Here is a 17,228-nt window from a genome sequence, read left to right as displayed (position 1 = left end):
CATTCCCCCAACAACACTCCCACAACCATGCTCGACGCATTCTCCAGGAAGGCCGTATCGGCCGATTCCAGCGGTGCTTTCATCGGCGGAGGCGAGCTGGCCTCTCTGAAGTCTTTCATCGCTGATGGCAATAAGCGCCTTGACGCAGTGAACGCTATTTCTGGCAACGCCGCTTGCATCGTCTCTGACGCTGTTGCAGGCATCTGCTGCGAGAACACCGGCCTTACCGCTCCTAACGGTGGTGTGTACACCAACCGCAAAATGGCTGCTTGCCTGCGCGACGGAGAAATCGTCCTTCGCCATGTGAGCTACGCCCTTCTTGCTGGCGATGCTTCTGTTCTTCAGGACCGCTGCCTGAATGGTCTTCGTGAGACCTACGCCGCATTGGGCGTTCCTACTGGTTCCGCTGCCCGCGCAGTCGCCATCATGAAGGCCGCTGCTGGCGCCCTCATCACCAACACCAACAGCCAGGCCAAGAAAGCTGCTGTCACCCAGGGTGACTGCGCAAGCCTGTCTGCTGAAGCAGGTAGCTACTTCGACCAGGTGATCAGCGCTATCAGCTGAGCCACGTCTTTATTTAAACGTCCACACCCACTTACTTCCTCAAAATGAAGTCCGTCATCACCACCGTGGTCGGCGCTGCCGATAGCGCTTCCCGCTTCCCTTCTTCCTCCGACATGGAGTCAGTTCAGGGTTCTATCCAACGCGCTGCTGCACGTTTGGAAGCCGCTGAAAAGCTCTCCCAGAACTACGACGGCATTGCTCAGCGTGCTGTTGACGCTGTGTACGCCCAGTACCCCAACGGTGCTACTGGCCGTCAGCCCCGCCAGTGCGCTACTGAAGGCAAAGAGAAGTGCAAGCGTGACTTTGTTCACTACCTGCGTCTGATCAACTACTGCTTGGTCGCCGGCGGCACAGGCCCCCTGGATGAGCTGGCTATCAATGGCCAAAAAGAGGTCTACAAGGCGCTCAGCATCGACGCTGGCACCTACGTGGCTGGTTTCTCCCAGATGCGTAACGACGGTTGCGCCCCTCGCGACATGAGCCCCCAGGCTCTGACCTCCTACAACCAGTTGCTGGACTACGTGATCAACTCACTGGGCTGATCAATCAGCCTGGTTGTTGTTAAAACACAGCAAACAAAGGGGTGGGCAATGCCCACCCTTTTTTTTACCAATTGCAAGCAACAATCAACCGAAAGTCTCTGACATTTTATTTAGCCAACAAATAAAGCTTGAATCTCTAGAGAACGTCACTTTGACCAAAAGGTTTTTACAAGACCTGTAATTCCTTCAGGGAGATGTGACGAACCGTCCACAACATCACCCCCTCACAAATCATGCTCGGCACAGAAACCAGCCTGAAGTCTCTCACTTCGGCTACTCGAACCGGACCCGCTGCTTTCTCCACACAAAGCAAAGCCGGTAAAAACACAGCACACCGAACAGTCGCAGGAGTACGCGCTGAGTACAAGCGTCAGCACTGTGCATCGATGGGGATTGGAATTGGGCCCCGCTTGCACGCCGAATGCCCCTTCGGATCAGTGTTTGATCAGTACAATCCAGACAATGCAGCAGCTCTTGAGCGAGTGATCGCGGCTGCTTATCGTCAAGTACTAGGTAACCTGCACCCCAGAGAAAGCCAAAGAGAAACGTCACTTGAGGCGCGACTATTGAACGGTGAAATCACTGTTCGTGACTTCGTAAACGGTTTGGCTAAGTCTGATTTTTACAAATCAAACTTCTTCCATTCAGTTGGTGCCCAGCGTGGAGTCGAATTGAACTTCAAGCATTTACTTGGCCGAGCACCTCTGAACCAAGCAGAAGTTCAAGACCACATCAAGCTACAGGCTGAAGAAGGTTTTGACGCCCTAATCGACAAACTGACCGATTCTGCTGAATACACAGAAGTCTTTGGTTCGGACATCGTTCCTTACGAAAGAACTCACGATTCATATGCTGGAATGTTCACACGTTCCTTCAATCTGATGCGGGAACTTGGTGGCACGAAGGTTGCCGTCAGCGACAACGCACAAGGTCGCAACAGCCGCACCATCAACCCTCTTGCCATTGCTGCACGGGAAGATTTAAAACCTTCTCCTTTCTTCAGCTATACGGCAATCACTCGGACACCTGCCAAACTTCCCCAACAGCAGTACACAGGGCACAATCCACCGAAGATGACGGATTACGTGGCTTTCCGTCCATTTGGCTGCCACTTCTGATCCATTAAAGATCAAGAGAAAGCAGACACACGCCCTCAACCCTTCCATGTATATGGAAGGGTTTTTTATATTCTTTCATTACAACAAAAGAGTTCTTCCTTAACAATGATGAACTAGATTTAGTTCAGATACTCATCAAGAGGACTGTGGCCGCAGAAGCTTCAAATCATCCAATCAACGCGGCCGAGCAACTCACAGAGCAAGAAGCTTACGAATTAGCAGAGGAGTTAAAACAGAAACTCACAGAGAAGATAATACCCAGTTCCAATCAAGAATCAATCAAAAAAATGGTGGCCGGACTCGGGGATCCGCGAGGTGCTCTCCGCCTCACCTTTGCACAAAGCCTTGGCTCAGTAGGAACGGCAGCTATTCCCATACTGTGCGATGCCCTGAAGAACAATCCCAATGTTTTGATCCGACGTGCATCTGCGAAAACACTCAATATTATTGGCAGTAAAGTGGCATTACCAAATCTAATTGAGGCATTTCGAACAGACGACGATCCTGTCGTTCAAGGCTCATCGGCAGGCGCAATGGCAACCATAGGAGAACCTGCTGTTGAATCTCTATTGGAATTACTAACTGATAGCCAGTGCAGTGCATTTCAGATTGGTCTGATTAATCTCGCCTTGAGCTTTACTGGATCCAAAGCTCCTAACGCATTCAACCAAGCTGCCCAATCAGATAATCCTGAGATAAGAATAGCGGCCCTTACCGCACTGGCCGAACAGGTTCATTCAGGCACAAATGAACATGCTAAAGAGCTACTAATTCGAGCCTTAAATGATGATTCAAGCGAGGTACGGGCAGAGGCCGCCACAATTACTGGGAAGACACTGGAGCCCGAGGAGATTATCAATGAACTCTGCGGATTACTAAAAGACAAAGACAATCAGGTAAGAATTAACACAGCTTTAGCCTTGATGAAAATAGAAGAAATTTCATCAATAAATTCCTTAAGCGAAGCTATTTCGGCAGAAGAGGATGGCCAAGTCAAAACTGTACTAGAAGTCGCTCTTAATCAACTTATCGCACTTAAATAATGACAATTACTTGAGATTTAAGCTTGCTCGTCTCTCTAAACTGGACTGAGCAACTTCACGAATGAGAGGATCCTTTGTATCATCTAGGGCTAACTTTTCTAAGAAAGCCGATACAAGTGGAGAATCAAGTTCCGCTAAAGCCATAGCCGATCCTTGAACATGAGCAATATTCGCCCGATCGCAAGCCTGAATTAAAAGAGGTATAACACGGTCCTTCTCAGAATCATGCTTTGATAAATAACCAAGGGTCATCAATGCCGATTGAGCAACGACTGGGCTGGAATCGTCTAGAGCTTGCTCAAGCATAGATAATATATCTGCGGGAAACGCAGCATTAGGGAAATTAACCGATATCTGGACAATGGCTTTAACACAACAAGCTCTTACTGTGCCATTGCCTGATGATTGAAATAATTTAAGCAGATCAGGCAATGTCCGCGGCCCCAATGTACCTAGGGCCTTTACAGCTGTTCTGTAAACAACTGGATCAGGATCTTCTAATTCGGAAAAAAAATATGGCATTGCCTGATCAGGCCAGTGCTCCGCCAACAAAACACATGCCTCATCTCTTATGTTTGGATTGGGGTGCTTGAGGTCTTGAACTAAAGATTCGAACGATGGAAGTGAATCACTCATATCAACAACAAATTACTTAGTTATTACCTTTATTTTAGCATCACAAGGAATAGTCAAACGACTACCCTATGAAGATGTTGCACTCAAGCGCAATAGACAAATCTCAGATCTTGCGCGAACGAATGGATCAGGGTCGACAACAAACTGGCTCAAAATATTCTCCCTTAGAGAGATATTCACTTCAGCCATACTCTCAAGACAGAGAGCAGTCACATAGCGACAGTCCCAAGGAGCATCAACACCTGCAGACAAGAAGCCAGGAATAGACTGAATAAATAAATCAGGAGACAAAAAGTGAAGCGCCTGAATAGCAGCAGCACGGCTTTTTCTAAATTGAGGCCGACGATTAATGATTGATTCTTGAATTATCTCAAGAACGTGACGAAGACCATCTTCTGGCCAATCAGATCGCGATCCAAAAATACGCATAAAAAAGTAGTGAGCGCCATAGTCATTGTGAGCTTCCCGCGCCCATAAATCTGACATCAGTGGCCATAAGACCTCGGACGAACATTGTCGCAAGCCCATCAGAGCCAAATAACAACGACTAAAATCAGTATTAAATAGATCTCGCAATAGAAATTCTATACTTGGCTGCTGATCATACTTATGGACAATGTCAATACAGGAAGGATCATCGCGCAAAATAGTGTCAATTAAAGACAAGATATTTGCATCAATTAACATAGAATCTGAATCATTCAAAATCTGACGACACGCACGCATCCGAAATGCTGGAGATACTGGTGCCGAAACTATTGCCGGAAGAAAGTCAAAAGCATTCGCATCAATCAGATCCTGTACAGCCGATTGTCGATCCATCTGATTTGGGACAGTTAAATGTTCCACAATCTTGTCCAAATTTAATTTTTCGTTTGAAAGTTGTGCAATTGCCGAAATAGCAGCTCCACGTACTCCAAGGTTCTCAGAGTCCTGAAGGAGACGAATCGATTCAATACTTTCCTGCACCTTCAGGCTGGCAAGACATTGAATTAATACACGAAGATTTTGAGTTTTATCCTGAAGCAAAGCAAGCATTCGCCTAATGATTGCAGGATCACAACATTTCAACTGCTGTAAAGCCCAAACTGAATTTTCAACCAAGTAAATATCGTCAGATTCAAGACATTGCCCAATGACCTGAACTGACCGAGTAGAACCAAGACGGCCGAGAACTTCCACAGCCTTCCTCTTGGCAATCTGTACAGCCTGTTCGCCTGAGGGTTGCGAAAGAAAATCCAAAAGTATTTGCTCAGTACGGTTCCCAGGGAAATTAATTAAATGCGCAGCAGCCATATAGAAATCACTTTTAGACTCAAGTTGATCAATTGGCGTAGTTAAAATTTGATATGCATGGGCGCAAGTGAGCTCGGGATGAATATTATTAAATGCATCACCCATTGAGATATAAGCCTATAAAGTCATATCAATATTTTACCAAAAGAGATCGTTGACATTCGCAATCTGATTAAAAAAAGTAACGCTTTGGGGCGGCATCCGAATAAGTCTTAAAATCATCAAAATACATTAAAAAAGATGGGTCCATTCACGGGAGCACAATTCACGGTTCAAGTCAGCTCGCTAAATAGATCGAGACCATCATTAACGACACATTTTAAAATCCCATTTAATCAACTGAATAATGGCATGCAAGTAATGCACCGTACTGGTTTTTATATCAACAGCATTTCGGGTGGAACCCAGAGCCCTATAGAAAATATGACAAGCACATCAAACAAGCGACAACCAGAATCTCAAAAATTAAACGCTAAAAAGCCTAATTCACGACGCCGTCAACGTAAGAACGGTTAGGGAGCACTTGTTAGAGGTTTAATCTGACACCTCAAAGACTGCATCTGACGGGCGACCAGCTTTGAGGGCATTCCAATTAATGCTCTCCAAAAAGGCATCAGGATTACCGCATTCGACGACATCAACTCCCCAGCTTCCTTGTGATAGTGGGGATCCTGGACTCCCAGCGGTATCCTTACGTCCACCAAGGGCGAGCAAATGGTGATCAATGTTGTGCTTCTGAATTAAGCGATATTGCTTCCAAGCTTTCACGAGTTCTTGAGCCATCTCATGGGCAACCAGGTGAGATTCAATACGCACCAACCAATGAGGATGACTTAACGCCTCAGCATTAGAGAAAGAGGATGAGCTGCTCAAAAGCCCTTTTGCCAAATCTGCAGCAGAAATCGAAGGTACAAGCTCAGATTGAACCTGGAGATTATGAGAAAGAATAAAAATTGTCATTGTTAAGGTCTAAGGTTTGTGGAGGTAGAGCGCATGATTGCAAGTGACAACCAAGCCGAACTTGAATTCGAGCCAGGAGTGGAATTCTCAATCCGAATCGAATGAGCATATTCAGCTAAGCGAAGCTGAGGCTTCAGATTTGGCTTCACACCTTAAGGAGAAACTGAAATTAGGAGAAGCCATTGAATCAGATCCTGATTCAATTTCTAAAATGGTAGCCGGCCTAGGCGACCCTCGAGGCCTGTTGAGACGAAGTTTTTCGGAGAGTCTTGGATCTGTTGGCAAAGTTGCGACACCAGCTCTCTGTAAAGCGATGTTGACCAGCGATCAAGTCACAGTTAGGAGAGCAGCTGCAAAAACACTTACTTTGATTGGCGATACTGACAGCCTCCCAGACTTACTTTCTGCTTTTCGTGGCGATAACGACTCAGTTGTTCAGGGCTCAGCTATGGGTGCCATAGCTGCCATGGGAGAACAAGCTGTCGAACCAATTCTGGGCATCATTGAGAACCGCCAAAGCACTGAAATGCAAATTGGCTTAGCAAATTGGGCGTTAACAATTGTCGGAGATAGAGCACCGCAAGCCCTTTACAAAGCAACTACTTCGGAAAATGCAAATGTGCGGAAAGCATCAATATTTGCTCTAGGGAGCAACATTCAAACATTAGATATTGAAGCTGATAAAAACCTATTGGTCAATGCACTATTAGATCCTTCTGCAGAAATTCGTGCAGAAGCAGTTACCCTTTTGGGCAAGCTAGACGACACGGAAACTGCAGGTCCATTGCTTGTACCTCTTTTGTCTGACGCAGACATTTGGGTGCGGAAGAATTGCGCGCTTTCGCTGATGAAACTAAGGGCCACATCATCAATCGAAGCTCTTCAGGAAAGAGCAAAAGTCGAAGATGATGAAGTTGTCTTAAATGTAATCAAACTTGCCATAGCACAACTGCTCAAAGTATAAAAAAGGGAATCATCATCAGACAAAAAAAAGGGAGCCGAAGCTCCCCTCTTTTTTGATTATTAAACGGATCTCAGGAAAGAGCGTTAATCAGATAATCAAGGTAACTCTTGAACTCATTCAAAGCTTGAGGGCTCATGTCACGAGGTGCACAGGCACGGTCGCGGGTGTAGGTCAAGGCTTCGACGTAAGGGCCAGTGGGAAGGCTCAAACTGCGATAAACCTCACGTGCACCTGCAATGCCCCACTCATCAAGAGGACCGGTGCCGCCAACAACCAAGCAGTAGTTGATAAGGCGCAGATAGTGGCCGAGGTCGCGGTAGCACTTGTCTACCTTGACCTGGGTGTCACCAGCCTCACCAGGCTGCTTGAGGTAGGCGTACTTGTTGAAACAAGCATCGCCAGCTTCTTTAGTCACTGCGTCTAGGCCAGAAGCAAGTTTTTCAGCAGCTTCTAAACGAGCAGCCGCACGCTGAATGTTGCCTTGTACAGCTTCGAGATCGTTCTGAGAAGGGAAGCGACCTGCTGCATCAGCAGCAGTCACGACGGTGGTAACGACGGACTTCATTGTTGAATTCCTTTAAAGGGGAAAGTGTCTGAGAAGAAGAAGAAAGGCCGTTTAGGCAACGGCGCCGATCACGCGATCGAAGTAGGCACCAGCTTCGGCAACCAAAGCTGAGCAATCACCTTGCGTGGTCTCCATCTTGCGGAAACGCTTACCACCTGAGGCGGGAGAGTTGGTTTCGCCGATGAGAGCCGTGGCAGAGGCCTTCATGATGGCCACGGCGCGAGCTGCAGACTGAGTCGGAACGCCCAGAGCGATGTAGGTCTCTTTAAGACCGTTCAAGCAGCGATCGTCGAGCACGGATGCGTCACCAGCCAGCAGGGCGTAGCTGATGTAGCGAAGAACGATCTCACCATCACGCAGGCAAGCAGCCATGCGGCGGTTGGGATAGCAGTTGCCACCAGCCTGAATCAAACCAGTGTTTTCGCAAATCATGCCTGTTACGGCATCAGAAACGATGCAGGAGGCGTTGGAGGTGATGGCGTTAACAGCGTCTAGACGCTTGTTGCCTTGACTGACGTAGGAACGCAGACCAGCGAGGTCGGTACCACCAACAGGTGCAGTTTTGGCGTCAGCGCTGACGACCGAACGGGAAAATGCGTCGAGCATTGGGGGCCAGACAGTTATGTGGGGAGGGGGCTTCTGGTGCAGCGAGTAGTCGAAGGAGAAGCATTCAACGAGGAAGCCTTAACCAGGGACTAGTGAACTCAAAGGACTCGAAGCTCCTTAGCAAGGTAAGCCCGCTGAACCAAGCAGTGGCAGTGGATCTGCGGATCACGCAAAAGTTCGTCATCTTCTGAACGTCAACGTCCATCCAGTGATGCTGAGATTTTCGTCTCAGTAACGCATCCAAGAGGCTCAGCGATCGTCCTTTCACACAACCGCGACAGTCAGTTGGTCACCAATCGCAACGCCGCGGGGTCGGGTCAGAGGGCTGGCGGGGTAATCTTCCTACACTGATTTACTTAGTAGTAGTCCGAATGACGGATCAAGCTGATCAGGCTCCATCAGTAGAAGAATTACAGGAATCAATTGACGAACTTTCTGCTTACCGAGAGCGCCTTTATAACGACGTGGTTGGGATAGGAAAAAAACTTCGCCTATCCCAAAAAAAAATCGATGCAACGGTTAATGAGCATCCTGAATTAACACGAATTGATGAGATCCTTAGTCAACTGAAGCATCAGCGCGACAATCAGGCTCTGAGCTCATGAAGCCTCTGGTTTCTCCACCAATGACGATGGCAGACTTCTTTGAAGCGAGCCGTGGTACCTGGCTGAATCGACGCGTTGTTCATCATTTGGATAGCCAAGATGATGAATTTGCCGATTCAAATTTGATCATTGAGCCATTTGATTCAACAGATCCTGTTGTTGAAAACGTTTGCCAAGCTCTGAACATCAGAGCAAGCGAAGCCAATGGTGGGGCAAGATTTTGGTGGGAGAGCAACCTGATGAAAGAAGCCCAAAATGACGATTACGCAGCGGTCGTTGTTGATGCACCCAACCCGGACGATCCAACAAAGGGCTTTCTATTGAGAGATAAAGGATACGTAGAAAAAAAGTCGGTCGTTAGCACTTATTACTTCGCAGACGATGGCGTGCTCACCATCAAAACCCGGTACGACACCAACGTTGGAATCGAACGCTGCTGGTTTGTGAGTGACCAGATCAGGATGCGGGTGAGTTCGATTCAGTTCCTAGACGGTGTTGCCATGACCACGTACTGCACAGAATTTCGCTGCCCAAGCCAGTCCGACATTGTTGAGCTATCAGCCGCCGCGAAAGCACGAGCTGATGCTTCTCCTTCCGACACCGCGAGGAATTAGCCGTGTTTGATCCTTTTCTCGACCAATTACACGCCGACATCACCGCACGGGGAGGAACACCGGCCGAGGTTCCTGATGGTTTAGCCGAATGTCATTCAGCCAAAGGAACCAGCGTGATTCGGAGTTGGCTGTGGCAAGTCCCAGGCTTTCGCCGCTGGCGCGTCACCCGCTTGGATGCAGGCGAAAGCCTTCAGGTTTTGAATTCTGTGGCCTATCCCGATTACGGCTTTGATCACCCACTAATGGGTGTTGACCTGCTGTGGTTTGGCGCAAGACAGAAACTGGTGGCCGTGCTGGATTTTCAGCCGCTTGTTCAAAACGAGGCCTACTTCGATCGATACTTCGACGGTCTTAAAGCTTTAAATCGTCAATTTCCAGACCTCAATGGCGAAGAAACCATGCGGTCCTTCGATCCAAATCAATATTTCTCCTCTTGGCTGCTGTTTTGTCGTGGCGGAGCAGACCAAGCCCAAACGTCACTCCCACCAGCCTTTAGTGCTTTTCTGAAGGCTTACTGGGCGCTGCATGATGCTGCGAAGAACACTCCAGCAACGATCGCCGCGGATGAAGTGAAGCGGTTGCAAGAGAACTACGACGTTTACAGCGCTGAACGCGATCCTGCCCATGGGCTATTCACCAGCCATTTCGGCAAGAACTGGTCTGACCAATTCCTGCATGAGTTTCTCTTTCCTGCATCAGGCCAGTCATGACCACCACACGACACAGCAGCACTGATTCCATCAACATTCCAGGCTGGGGTTGGCAACCTTTTCTGGAGGATGCAGTCCAGGCACTTCAACCGCTGAATCTTGCGCCTTACCCAGTCGCGAACGACTTCTTATACAAGCAAGGCCAAACGGGTTCAAAGGCAAAGCCAGTTCCCGTAACCACAGCCACCTGGGCATGCAAAACAGACAAATTTCGGCAGGTGAGAGCAGCCTGCGTCTTCGGAGGCGCTGCAGCATCGGTTCTGAATTTCGTCATCAATCCATCGGCAAGGTTTGACCTTCCCTTTTTTGGTGGAGATCTCGTCACGCTGCCGTCTGGCCATCTTCTCGCCCTCGATCTTCAGCCCGCCGATAAATCGGATGCTGCCCACACCCAACCTGTCTGGGACAAATTGATCCCGATTTTTGAGCGTTGGCGCTCCAAGCTTCCCGATGGTGGGCCGATCCCTGAAGAAGCTCAACCTTTCTTCTCTCCAGGCTTTCTTTGGACCCGGTTGCCGCTTGGAGACGAAGGGGACCAACTAATTGAAAGCGTTGTACGTCCAGCCTTCAACGACTATCTCAGGCTTTATCTGGAGTTGGCCGAAGCAGCGAAACCGGTGACAGACGATCGCCGCGACCACCTGCTTGCAGGACAACGGCGCTACACCGATTACAGAGCAGAGAAAGATCCAGCAAGGGGCATGCTCACTCGGTTTTACGGCAGTGAATGGACCGAGAACTACATCCATACGGTGCTGTTCGACCTCTGATCGTTGACTGAGCAAGGAAGGGCTGGAAAATCCCTGTCTCAGAACGGGGATTAAGCATTATGAACAGCAGTCGAAAGGCTCCAGCCCATTTCGAGAGAATGTTCCCAGACCCAGCTGGGACCTTCTCAAGATGTCCTTCTGGTATCTCTGATAACCACTTAGACGCAGCCAAGAGGAGTTCAAAATGTTCGACGCCTTCACCAAGGTTGTCGCCCAGGCCGACGCCCGGGGACAGTTCATTAGCACCAGTGAGATTGATGCCCTGGCCGCCGTCGTCTCTGACAGCAACAAGCGTTTGGACGCTGTGAGCCGGATCTCCAGCAACGCTTCAACCATCGTTGCCAATGCTGCACGTCAGCTGTTTGCTCAACAGCCTGCACTGATCGCCCCTGGTGGCAACGCTTACACCTCCCGTCGGATGGCTGCTTGCCTTCGCGACATGGAAATCATCCTCCGCTACGTCACTTACTCAGTGTTCACCGGTGATGCTTCCGTCATGGAAGATCGCTGCCTGAATGGCCTGCGCGAGACCTACCTGGCCCTCGGAACTCCAGGCGCATCCGTCGCATCAGGCGTGAATCTGATGAAAGATGCTGCCCTTGAGATGGTGAATGACCGCAATGGCATCACCGCTGGCGACTGCGCATCACTCAGCAGTGAAATCGGCGTTTACTTCGACCGTGCTGCCGCTTCCGTCGCCTGATCAGGGCACAAGTTTTTCATCTAAATCTTCTAACTCCCCACCATGAAAACTCCCCTTACCGAAGCCGTTGCAGCGGCTGATTCCCAGGGCCGCTTCCTGAGCAACACCGAAGTTCAAGCGGCCTCAGGTCGTTTCAACCGCGCTAAAGCAAGTCTGGAAGCTGCGAAAGGCCTCACCAGCAAAGCCGAAGCTTTGGTGAATGGTGCAGCCCAAGCTGTTTACACCAAATTTCCATTCACAACGCAGATGGAGGGCACTAACTATGCATCTTCACCTGAAGGCAAAGCCAAGTGCTCACGTGACGTTGGTTATTACCTGCGCATGATTACCTACTGCCTCGTTGCAGGTGGTACAGGACCCATGGACGACTACTTGATTGCTGGTTTGAGCGAGATCAACCGCACCTTCGAGCTCTCACCCTCTTGGTATGTCGAAGCTCTGAAGCACATCAAGACCAACCATGGCCTAAGCGGTGATGCTGCCACTGAAGCCAACAGCTACATCGACTATGCCATCAATTCACTGACCTGATCTGATCAGGTATGTGTTCATTTCAAAAAGCCCCCTTCGGGGGCTTTTTTATGCTCTATATATTAAACATATGAAATCTTCTCTTAAACGTTTTCTAGATCTTCTTTGTGGAGAGTACAGCAATCAAAAACAAGCAATCGAAAATCCTCCATTTTTTGCACACATATTTCTAAAGTATAAAGCAATTAATCACTTACAGCCTGGCTCCATACTTTTAGAACAAAGCTATGCAGTAGACCCCAAAAAACCCTACCGATTACGCATGATTAGGGCTGAAGAGACCTCTTCTGGAACAATAAAACTTTGGAATCACGCCTTCAAAGATCCCAAACAATTTACTGAGGCGATGGGAGAACAAACGCAAACAAAAAACATAACTGAGGAAGATCTGATTTTATTAGACAACTGTCATTATCATGTAGTCGAAAAAGACGATGGATACCATGGCGGAATGGAAGCAGGATGTCGCTGCATCGTATGTCGCGATGGGAAAGACTCTTATTTAAAAAGCTCTTTTCACTTGGAAGGCAATAAGTTATCTACCCTTGACCGGGGATATGACCTGAAGACAAATGAACGACTATGGGGATCCATTGCTGGGGAATTTCAGTTCATCCGCACAAGCTCATGGAAAGCTGAGTGGCATTAACCCAGCAGACTCCAAAACCTGCAACAAAGACTGCTCGGCGAGCAATGTCACCAAGATTAAAAATGTTTAGAATATAAATTCAAAACCATCAAACAATACGTCCCAAAAACTTGAGCACAATCAATTCCCCCGAATCCGCAATCAAGGCTCTCGAAAATGAGGATGCTGGTATTCGATATCATGCAGCATGGTGGCTGGGAAAGCATCGGGTCGAGTCTGCTGTTCCAAAGCTGATTGAATGCCTTAAAGATGAGAAAGATCAAACATCTGCGGGTGGCTTCCCTTTGCGAAGGCAAGCAGCACGCTCACTTGGGCTCATAAATGATATTAGTTGCACACCATATCTTCTAGAAACTTTCCAGACTAATGATACTCAATTACACGAAGCATCTTTAAGGGCATTAATTGAAATCAATAATCCTGCGTGTATCGACACGCTGGTCACTTATCTAGATAAAAACATCAAAGATAAACCGATGGAGGCTTTAATTGAGGCACTTACCACTTACGAGGCATGGGGAAGCAATAAGAAGATAGAACCATTCCTAACATCTTCATCAGAGCGAATCGCTAGCGCCGCAGCAGCTTACTTTTACAAATATACCAACAAAATGTATTACTTAAGCAAGATACATTGTTATTTGGAGCATAGCAACCGCTTTATAAGGCAATCGGCAGCATTTGATCTTGCCAAAATTGGGTCCATTGCAAGTACTCAATTAATTTTGAGTGCAGAAATCCCTAACAACATAAAAATGTATTCCTTAAAATCAATCCTCAATAAAACCTTATCTCACCAAAGAATAAATCATGATCAAGACTTATGCGCCCTTAAGAATGAGCAACGGGACATTATTATTAAACTCGACAGTCTCGTCAGGGAGAATTTCGAAGGAACCCTTTCTATAAAAGATGATTTCATTAATAACAACGAAACGACAGACAAATCTGCAGCACACGATAACCTTAAATACTCTGATATCTTGCATCTACTTAGGAGTCGCTCTATTGCCGATCGAAATCTGGGAATAACCCTGCTAGCTAAAAATAAAAATTTTAATGAGTTAAATCTTTCTGATCTTTATTTCAGCGAAACCGATCAAGACATCAAAATGGGGCTTATAAAAGCAATTACCCTTAAAAAAGACAGCCAATCTGAAGCCGCACTAATTGATGCTGTTGGCGTAGAGATTGGAAACCACTGCCAAGGCAACATTCGCCGAGTTGCAGCATCTGCACTTGGCTCAGCTGCACTTAAACTGCATCAAAGCAAACGAAATATACAGACAATACTTGACAAGTTAGCTTGGGCTTTGGTCGAACCAGATGATTGGGGCTTGAGGTATAGCTCATGCTTAGCATTAGAAGAAATCAATGAGGATCGGGCAATTAAAATTCTTTCCCAAGCTTGTCTACTTGAGCCCGATTCAATCGTTTCCCTTCGTATGCGAATAGCTCTATCTACAGAGTTTTGCTTAGATTCCCTCTAGAACGTTTCGTAATACACCTAACCAAGACCGAAGCTTGAAGATTCTGTTCGTCTGCCTCGGGAATATTTGCCGATCTCCGGCTGCCGAGGGGGTGTTCTTGCACTTACTCGCCGAGCGCGACCTCACCGATCAATTTGTAGTGGATTCGGCAGGAACAGGTGGATGGCATGTGGGGAACCCAGCAGATCGCCGCATGCAGGCGGCAGCCAATCGCCGAGGGATTCAGTTACCCAGTCGAGCCCGACAGATCAGTGTTGACGACCTGGTGGATTTCGATCTCATCCTCACCATGGACGATGCCAACTTGTCAGCGGTACGAAGCCTGTCCGATGAGATGGGCGGCCGCGCCACAGCGGAGCTGAAGACAATGCTGAGTTTTGCTCGAAACTTCACTGAAACAGAAGTCCCAGACCCGTACTACGGCGGTGAAGCGGGTTTCGAGCACGTCCTCGACCTGCTCGAGGATTCCTGTTCTGCACTACTCGATGAGTTCACCGCTGGGGAGTAGGCCAAGCCTCTTCAGCCACCCGGTCACGAAACAAACGCACCAGGGCTTCAATCACGACATCAATGTCCATGCCATCCGTCACAAGCTCGATGGCATCATCGGCCTGCATCAGAGGAGCTTCCTCTCGACTGCTATCGAGACGATCCCTCTCCGCGATCTGAGCTTCCAAATCCGCCCGATCTGGCACCGCAAACCCTCGCTGCTCTAAATCCAGAGCCCGACGTCGCGCTCGCTCAGCAACGGTGGCCGTCAAAAACACTTTGAGGTCAGCGTCGGGGAACACAGCCGTTCCAATATCCCGTCCTTCCGCCACCAGTCCCCCCTTCGAACCCATCGCTTTCTGCTGCACCGTTAACGCTTGACGCACAGACCGATGGGCAGCGACGGCAGACACAGAGGCCGTGACCTCAGGGGAACGAATCGCGGTGCTCACGTCCTCTCCATTCACAAGAACCTGCTGTGCCCCTCCCGGTAGGGATTGCAGCTGGATATCTAGATCATTGAGCAGAGGTTCAATGGCCAAACCATCCGATGGATCAACACCTCGCTGCTGAACAAACCAAGTCACTGAGCGATACATCGCCCCGGTGTCGAGATACACAAGCCCTAAGCGCTCCGCGAACGCCCGTGTGACCGTGCTTTTTCCAGCTCCAGCCGGACCATCGATAGCAACAAGAGGCTGGCGAGTCATTAAAAACGCATGATCAATCAACCGCGTTGAGCCACAGCGAACAGCCGCTGCGAGCAATGAGATGGCTGTCTCATGCCCACAAGGTTGAAGCGTGCGGGGATCAACGCGTTGAACGTATTCCACATCAAAGCCTGCATCAGAGAGAGATCCCCGTAGTGCTGAGAGCGGATCAGATGCATCTCCCCGGATCGCCTGTAATGCCTTGGGCAATGCCGCGGCCATGCGTCGCTGATCCGGCGAGAGGTATTGATTCCTGGAACTCAAGGCCAGTCCATCGGCCTCTCGAACGGTGGCGACACCTTGAACAATCACCGGTAGGGCCAAATGGGCGACTAACCAGCGAAGAATCACAAGCTGCTGCCAATCCTTTTCACCAAGCCAAAGCTGGCGGGGACGAACCAGATCCAACAATCTGGCCACAACCGTCACGACCCCATCGAAGTGTCCCGGTCGCACCGCTCCACAAAGGTGCTTCTGCAGACCAGGCGGAACTTGAATCGTTGGTGGATGACGCTCCCCCCCCTGCGGGTAGATCTGTTCCGCCGAAGGTGCCCAAAGCGCTGCAGCACCCCATTGCTCTGCCAATGCCAAATCCGACTCGAGACGGCGGGGGTATCGGGCCAAGTCCTCGTCAGGGCCGAACTGCAGGGGATTCACGAACACACTCACCAAGACCGGTCCCATCGCGGACGCGGCGCGGATCACGGTTCCATGGCCAGCATGGAGAGCACCCATCGTGGGCACAAATTGGAGATCACCCTGCTGAGTGGTGATCCAATCGTTGAGTTGAGCAGTGGTGCGTAGGAGGGGAAAACTCAGCGCAATACCTCGAGCCGAACTTGAGCAATGCCAGAGGCGGTTAAACCAAGACTGCTGGCGGCTCCATGGCCCAAATCAATCACTCGGTGGTGCACAAAGGGGCCACGATCGTTAATCCGAATCACTTCCGAACGTCCATTCCACAAATTGGTGACTCGAACTTTGGTGCCAAACGGCAAGGTGCGATGGGCTGCGGTCATTGTTCCCCGCTGGTACACCTCACCATTGGCTGTGCGGTTCCCAAAAAATCCTGGTCCGTACCAACTGGCCTCCCCCGTGATCACGCGAACGACGGTCGGGACAACTTTGATTTTTGGTGGAGGAAGCACAGCCAGCGCAGGAGCCGGATCCTCGGCTTCTTCCACGTCAGCCGGGGTCAAGCTGGCCTCAATCGATGCCGAGGGAGTGACCACGGGAGGTGTAATCAGATCGCCGGGGTCAATGGGGTCAACAAGATCCTGATCCAAAAAATCAGCTGCATCGACGGGTAGAAGCGTTGCGCTACCTGATATCGCTCCACAGATCAGAAGCAGCGTGAAAGGAACTCGCATGCCATGCAAACCAACGAAAGCAAGAGCCGACATCACCCGGCGCTAACCCAAGAAAGTTTTTGAAAAAAGAGGAGTCCAAAACTTAGGCAGGAATGAGAAGCACGCTCCTCAAGAACGAACCTCTGCCCCAGCACAGCCAAGACGCAGCGATAGCGCCTTGAATCGCCTCAAGCACTGCATAGACGCCCAACAGAGGCCGAAACCCATTGATAAGCGGAAGACGTGATTGACATCAGCAGGCATGATCAGCCTGCGGACACCTGTGCACCCGGACCACCAACTTGGTGAAGGAG

At 49.2% G+C, this 17,228-nt stretch carries 21 protein-coding genes; 14 read left to right on the top strand and 7 right to left on the bottom strand.

The genetic code is table 11. The features are described from left to right. The first annotated feature begins 27 nt into the window (after nt 1-27). The 4 genes from BL107_RS04030 (at nt 28) to BL107_RS04015 (ending at nt 3,267) form a co-directional block, all read left to right on the top strand. Nucleotides 28-564, top strand: a complete 537-nt coding sequence (locus BL107_RS04030; protein ID WP_037988737.1) for a bleomycin hydrolase — start codon at nt 28-30, stop codon at nt 562-564. A 44-nt stretch (nt 565-608) separates the two neighbouring features. Beyond that, entirely contained in the window at nt 609-1,106 is a 498-nt protein-coding gene (mpeA, locus tag BL107_RS04025; protein WP_009788996.1) for a class 2 C-phycoerythrin subunit alpha, read from the top strand. 233 nt (nt 1,107-1,339) lie between these two features. Beyond that, nucleotides 1,340-2,224, top strand: a complete 885-nt coding sequence (locus BL107_RS04020; protein WP_006169798.1) for a phycobilisome rod-core linker polypeptide — start codon at nt 1,340-1,342, stop codon at nt 2,222-2,224. A 146-nt stretch (nt 2,225-2,370) separates the two neighbouring features. Continuing rightward, entirely contained in the window at nt 2,371-3,267 is an 897-nt protein-coding gene (locus BL107_RS04015; RefSeq protein WP_009788994.1) for a HEAT repeat domain-containing protein, read from the top strand. A 6-nt stretch (nt 3,268-3,273) separates the two neighbouring features. On the opposite strand, the gene BL107_RS04010 is transcribed toward BL107_RS04015, so the two are convergent. The 3 genes from BL107_RS04010 to BL107_RS04000 all read right to left on the bottom strand — a co-directional run bounded on the left by BL107_RS04010 (nt 3,274) and on the right by BL107_RS04000 (nt 6,159). Then, a complete protein-coding gene (locus BL107_RS04010) occupies nt 3,274-3,903 on the bottom strand; it encodes a HEAT repeat domain-containing protein (protein ID WP_037988040.1) in 630 nt (209 codons plus the stop codon). Nucleotides 3,904-3,969: 66 nt separating this feature from the next. Continuing rightward, on the bottom strand, nt 3,970-5,304 hold the full coding sequence (locus tag BL107_RS04005; protein ID WP_009788992.1) for a HEAT repeat domain-containing protein: 1,335 nt from the start codon (nt 5,302-5,304) through the stop codon (nt 3,970-3,972). A gap of 429 nt (nt 5,305-5,733) precedes the next feature. Then, nucleotides 5,734-6,159, bottom strand: coding sequence for a DUF2656 family protein (locus tag BL107_RS04000; protein ID WP_009788990.1), 426 nt, complete (start codon nt 6,157-6,159; stop codon nt 5,734-5,736). Between the two features lie 37 nt (nt 6,160-6,196). Here BL107_RS04000 and BL107_RS03995 point away from each other — a divergent pair, with 37 nt between their 5' ends. Continuing rightward, on the top strand, nt 6,197-7,123 hold the full coding sequence (locus tag BL107_RS03995; protein ID WP_009788989.1) for a HEAT repeat domain-containing protein: 927 nt from the start codon (nt 6,197-6,199) through the stop codon (nt 7,121-7,123). Between the two features lie 70 nt (nt 7,124-7,193). On the opposite strand, the gene cpeA is transcribed toward BL107_RS03995, so the two are convergent. Beyond that, nucleotides 7,194-7,688 (bottom strand): class 1 C-phycoerythrin subunit alpha, encoded by a 495-nt coding sequence (gene cpeA, locus BL107_RS03990; RefSeq protein WP_009788988.1) that lies wholly within the window; start codon nt 7,686-7,688, stop codon nt 7,194-7,196. Between the two features lie 51 nt (nt 7,689-7,739). Next, the gene (gene cpeB, locus BL107_RS03985; RefSeq protein WP_009788987.1) at nt 7,740-8,294 is read right to left on the bottom strand and encodes a class 1 C-phycoerythrin subunit beta; all 555 of its coding nucleotides are present in this window, start codon (nt 8,292-8,294) and stop codon (nt 7,740-7,742) included. Between the two features lie 371 nt (nt 8,295-8,665). Between cpeB and BL107_RS03980 the strand changes: the two genes are divergently transcribed. The 9 genes from BL107_RS03980 (at nt 8,666) to BL107_RS03940 (ending at nt 14,874) form a co-directional block, all read left to right on the top strand. Beyond that, on the top strand, nt 8,666-8,899 hold the full coding sequence (locus tag BL107_RS03980; protein ID WP_009788986.1) for a hypothetical protein: 234 nt from the start codon (nt 8,666-8,668) through the stop codon (nt 8,897-8,899). After that, complete coding sequence (locus BL107_RS03975; RefSeq protein WP_037988036.1) at nt 8,896-9,513, top strand: phycobiliprotein lyase; 618 nt, start codon at nt 8,896-8,898, stop codon at nt 9,511-9,513. Before BL107_RS03980 ends, BL107_RS03975 begins: the two co-directional genes overlap by 4 nt. Nucleotides 9,514-9,515: 2 nt before the next feature. Next, the gene (locus BL107_RS03970) at nt 9,516-10,223 is read left to right on the top strand and encodes a 15,16-dihydrobiliverdin:ferredoxin oxidoreductase (protein ID WP_009788984.1); all 708 of its coding nucleotides are present in this window, start codon (nt 9,516-9,518) and stop codon (nt 10,221-10,223) included. Then, nucleotides 10,220-10,993: a phycoerythrobilin:ferredoxin oxidoreductase gene (locus BL107_RS03965; RefSeq protein WP_009788983.1), complete on the top strand. Its 774-nt coding sequence runs from the start codon at nt 10,220-10,222 to the stop codon at nt 10,991-10,993. Before BL107_RS03970 ends, BL107_RS03965 begins: the two co-directional genes overlap by 4 nt. Before the next feature lie 184 nt (nt 10,994-11,177). Beyond that, nucleotides 11,178-11,696 (top strand): phycocyanin subunit beta, encoded by a 519-nt coding sequence (locus BL107_RS03960; RefSeq protein ID WP_006169891.1) that lies wholly within the window; start codon nt 11,178-11,180, stop codon nt 11,694-11,696. 42 nt (nt 11,697-11,738) lie between these two features. Beyond that, nucleotides 11,739-12,227 carry a phycocyanin subunit alpha gene (cpcA, locus tag BL107_RS03955; RefSeq protein WP_009788982.1) on the top strand — a complete coding sequence of 163 codons (489 nt, stop codon included), beginning with the start codon at nt 11,739-11,741 and terminating at the stop codon, nt 12,225-12,227. A gap of 70 nt (nt 12,228-12,297) precedes the next feature. Further along, entirely contained in the window at nt 12,298-12,876 is a 579-nt protein-coding gene (locus BL107_RS03950; protein WP_009788981.1) for a chromophore lyase CpcT/CpeT, read from the top strand. Nucleotides 12,877-12,986: 110 nt separating this feature from the next. Beyond that, entirely contained in the window at nt 12,987-14,366 is a 1,380-nt protein-coding gene (locus BL107_RS03945; protein ID WP_009788980.1) for a HEAT repeat domain-containing protein, read from the top strand. Nucleotides 14,367-14,400: 34 nt separating this feature from the next. Then, nucleotides 14,401-14,874, top strand: coding sequence for a low molecular weight protein-tyrosine-phosphatase (locus BL107_RS03940; protein WP_009788979.1), 474 nt, complete (start codon nt 14,401-14,403; stop codon nt 14,872-14,874). On the opposite strand, the gene BL107_RS03935 is transcribed toward BL107_RS03940, so the two are convergent. Beyond that, nucleotides 14,858-16,384, bottom strand: coding sequence for a bifunctional pantoate--beta-alanine ligase/(d)CMP kinase (locus BL107_RS03935; protein ID WP_071984226.1), 1,527 nt, complete (start codon nt 16,382-16,384; stop codon nt 14,858-14,860). The two genes, BL107_RS03940 and BL107_RS03935, sit on opposite strands and share 17 nt — an antisense overlap. Next, nucleotides 16,381-16,968: a septal ring lytic transglycosylase RlpA family protein gene (locus BL107_RS03930; protein ID WP_009788977.1), complete on the bottom strand. Its 588-nt coding sequence runs from the start codon at nt 16,966-16,968 to the stop codon at nt 16,381-16,383. The genes BL107_RS03935 and BL107_RS03930 overlap by 4 nt, the downstream gene beginning before the upstream one ends. Nucleotides 16,969-17,228: the final 260 nt, after the last annotated feature.

Origin of the sequence: Synechococcus sp. BL107 (genome assembly GCF_000153805.1) — a bacterium.
In the GTDB taxonomy this organism is placed as follows: Bacteria; Cyanobacteriota; Cyanobacteriia; order PCC-6307; family Cyanobiaceae; genus Parasynechococcus.
Note: the sequence above shows the minus strand (reverse complement) of the source record. Positions and strands in the feature narration are given on the sequence as shown.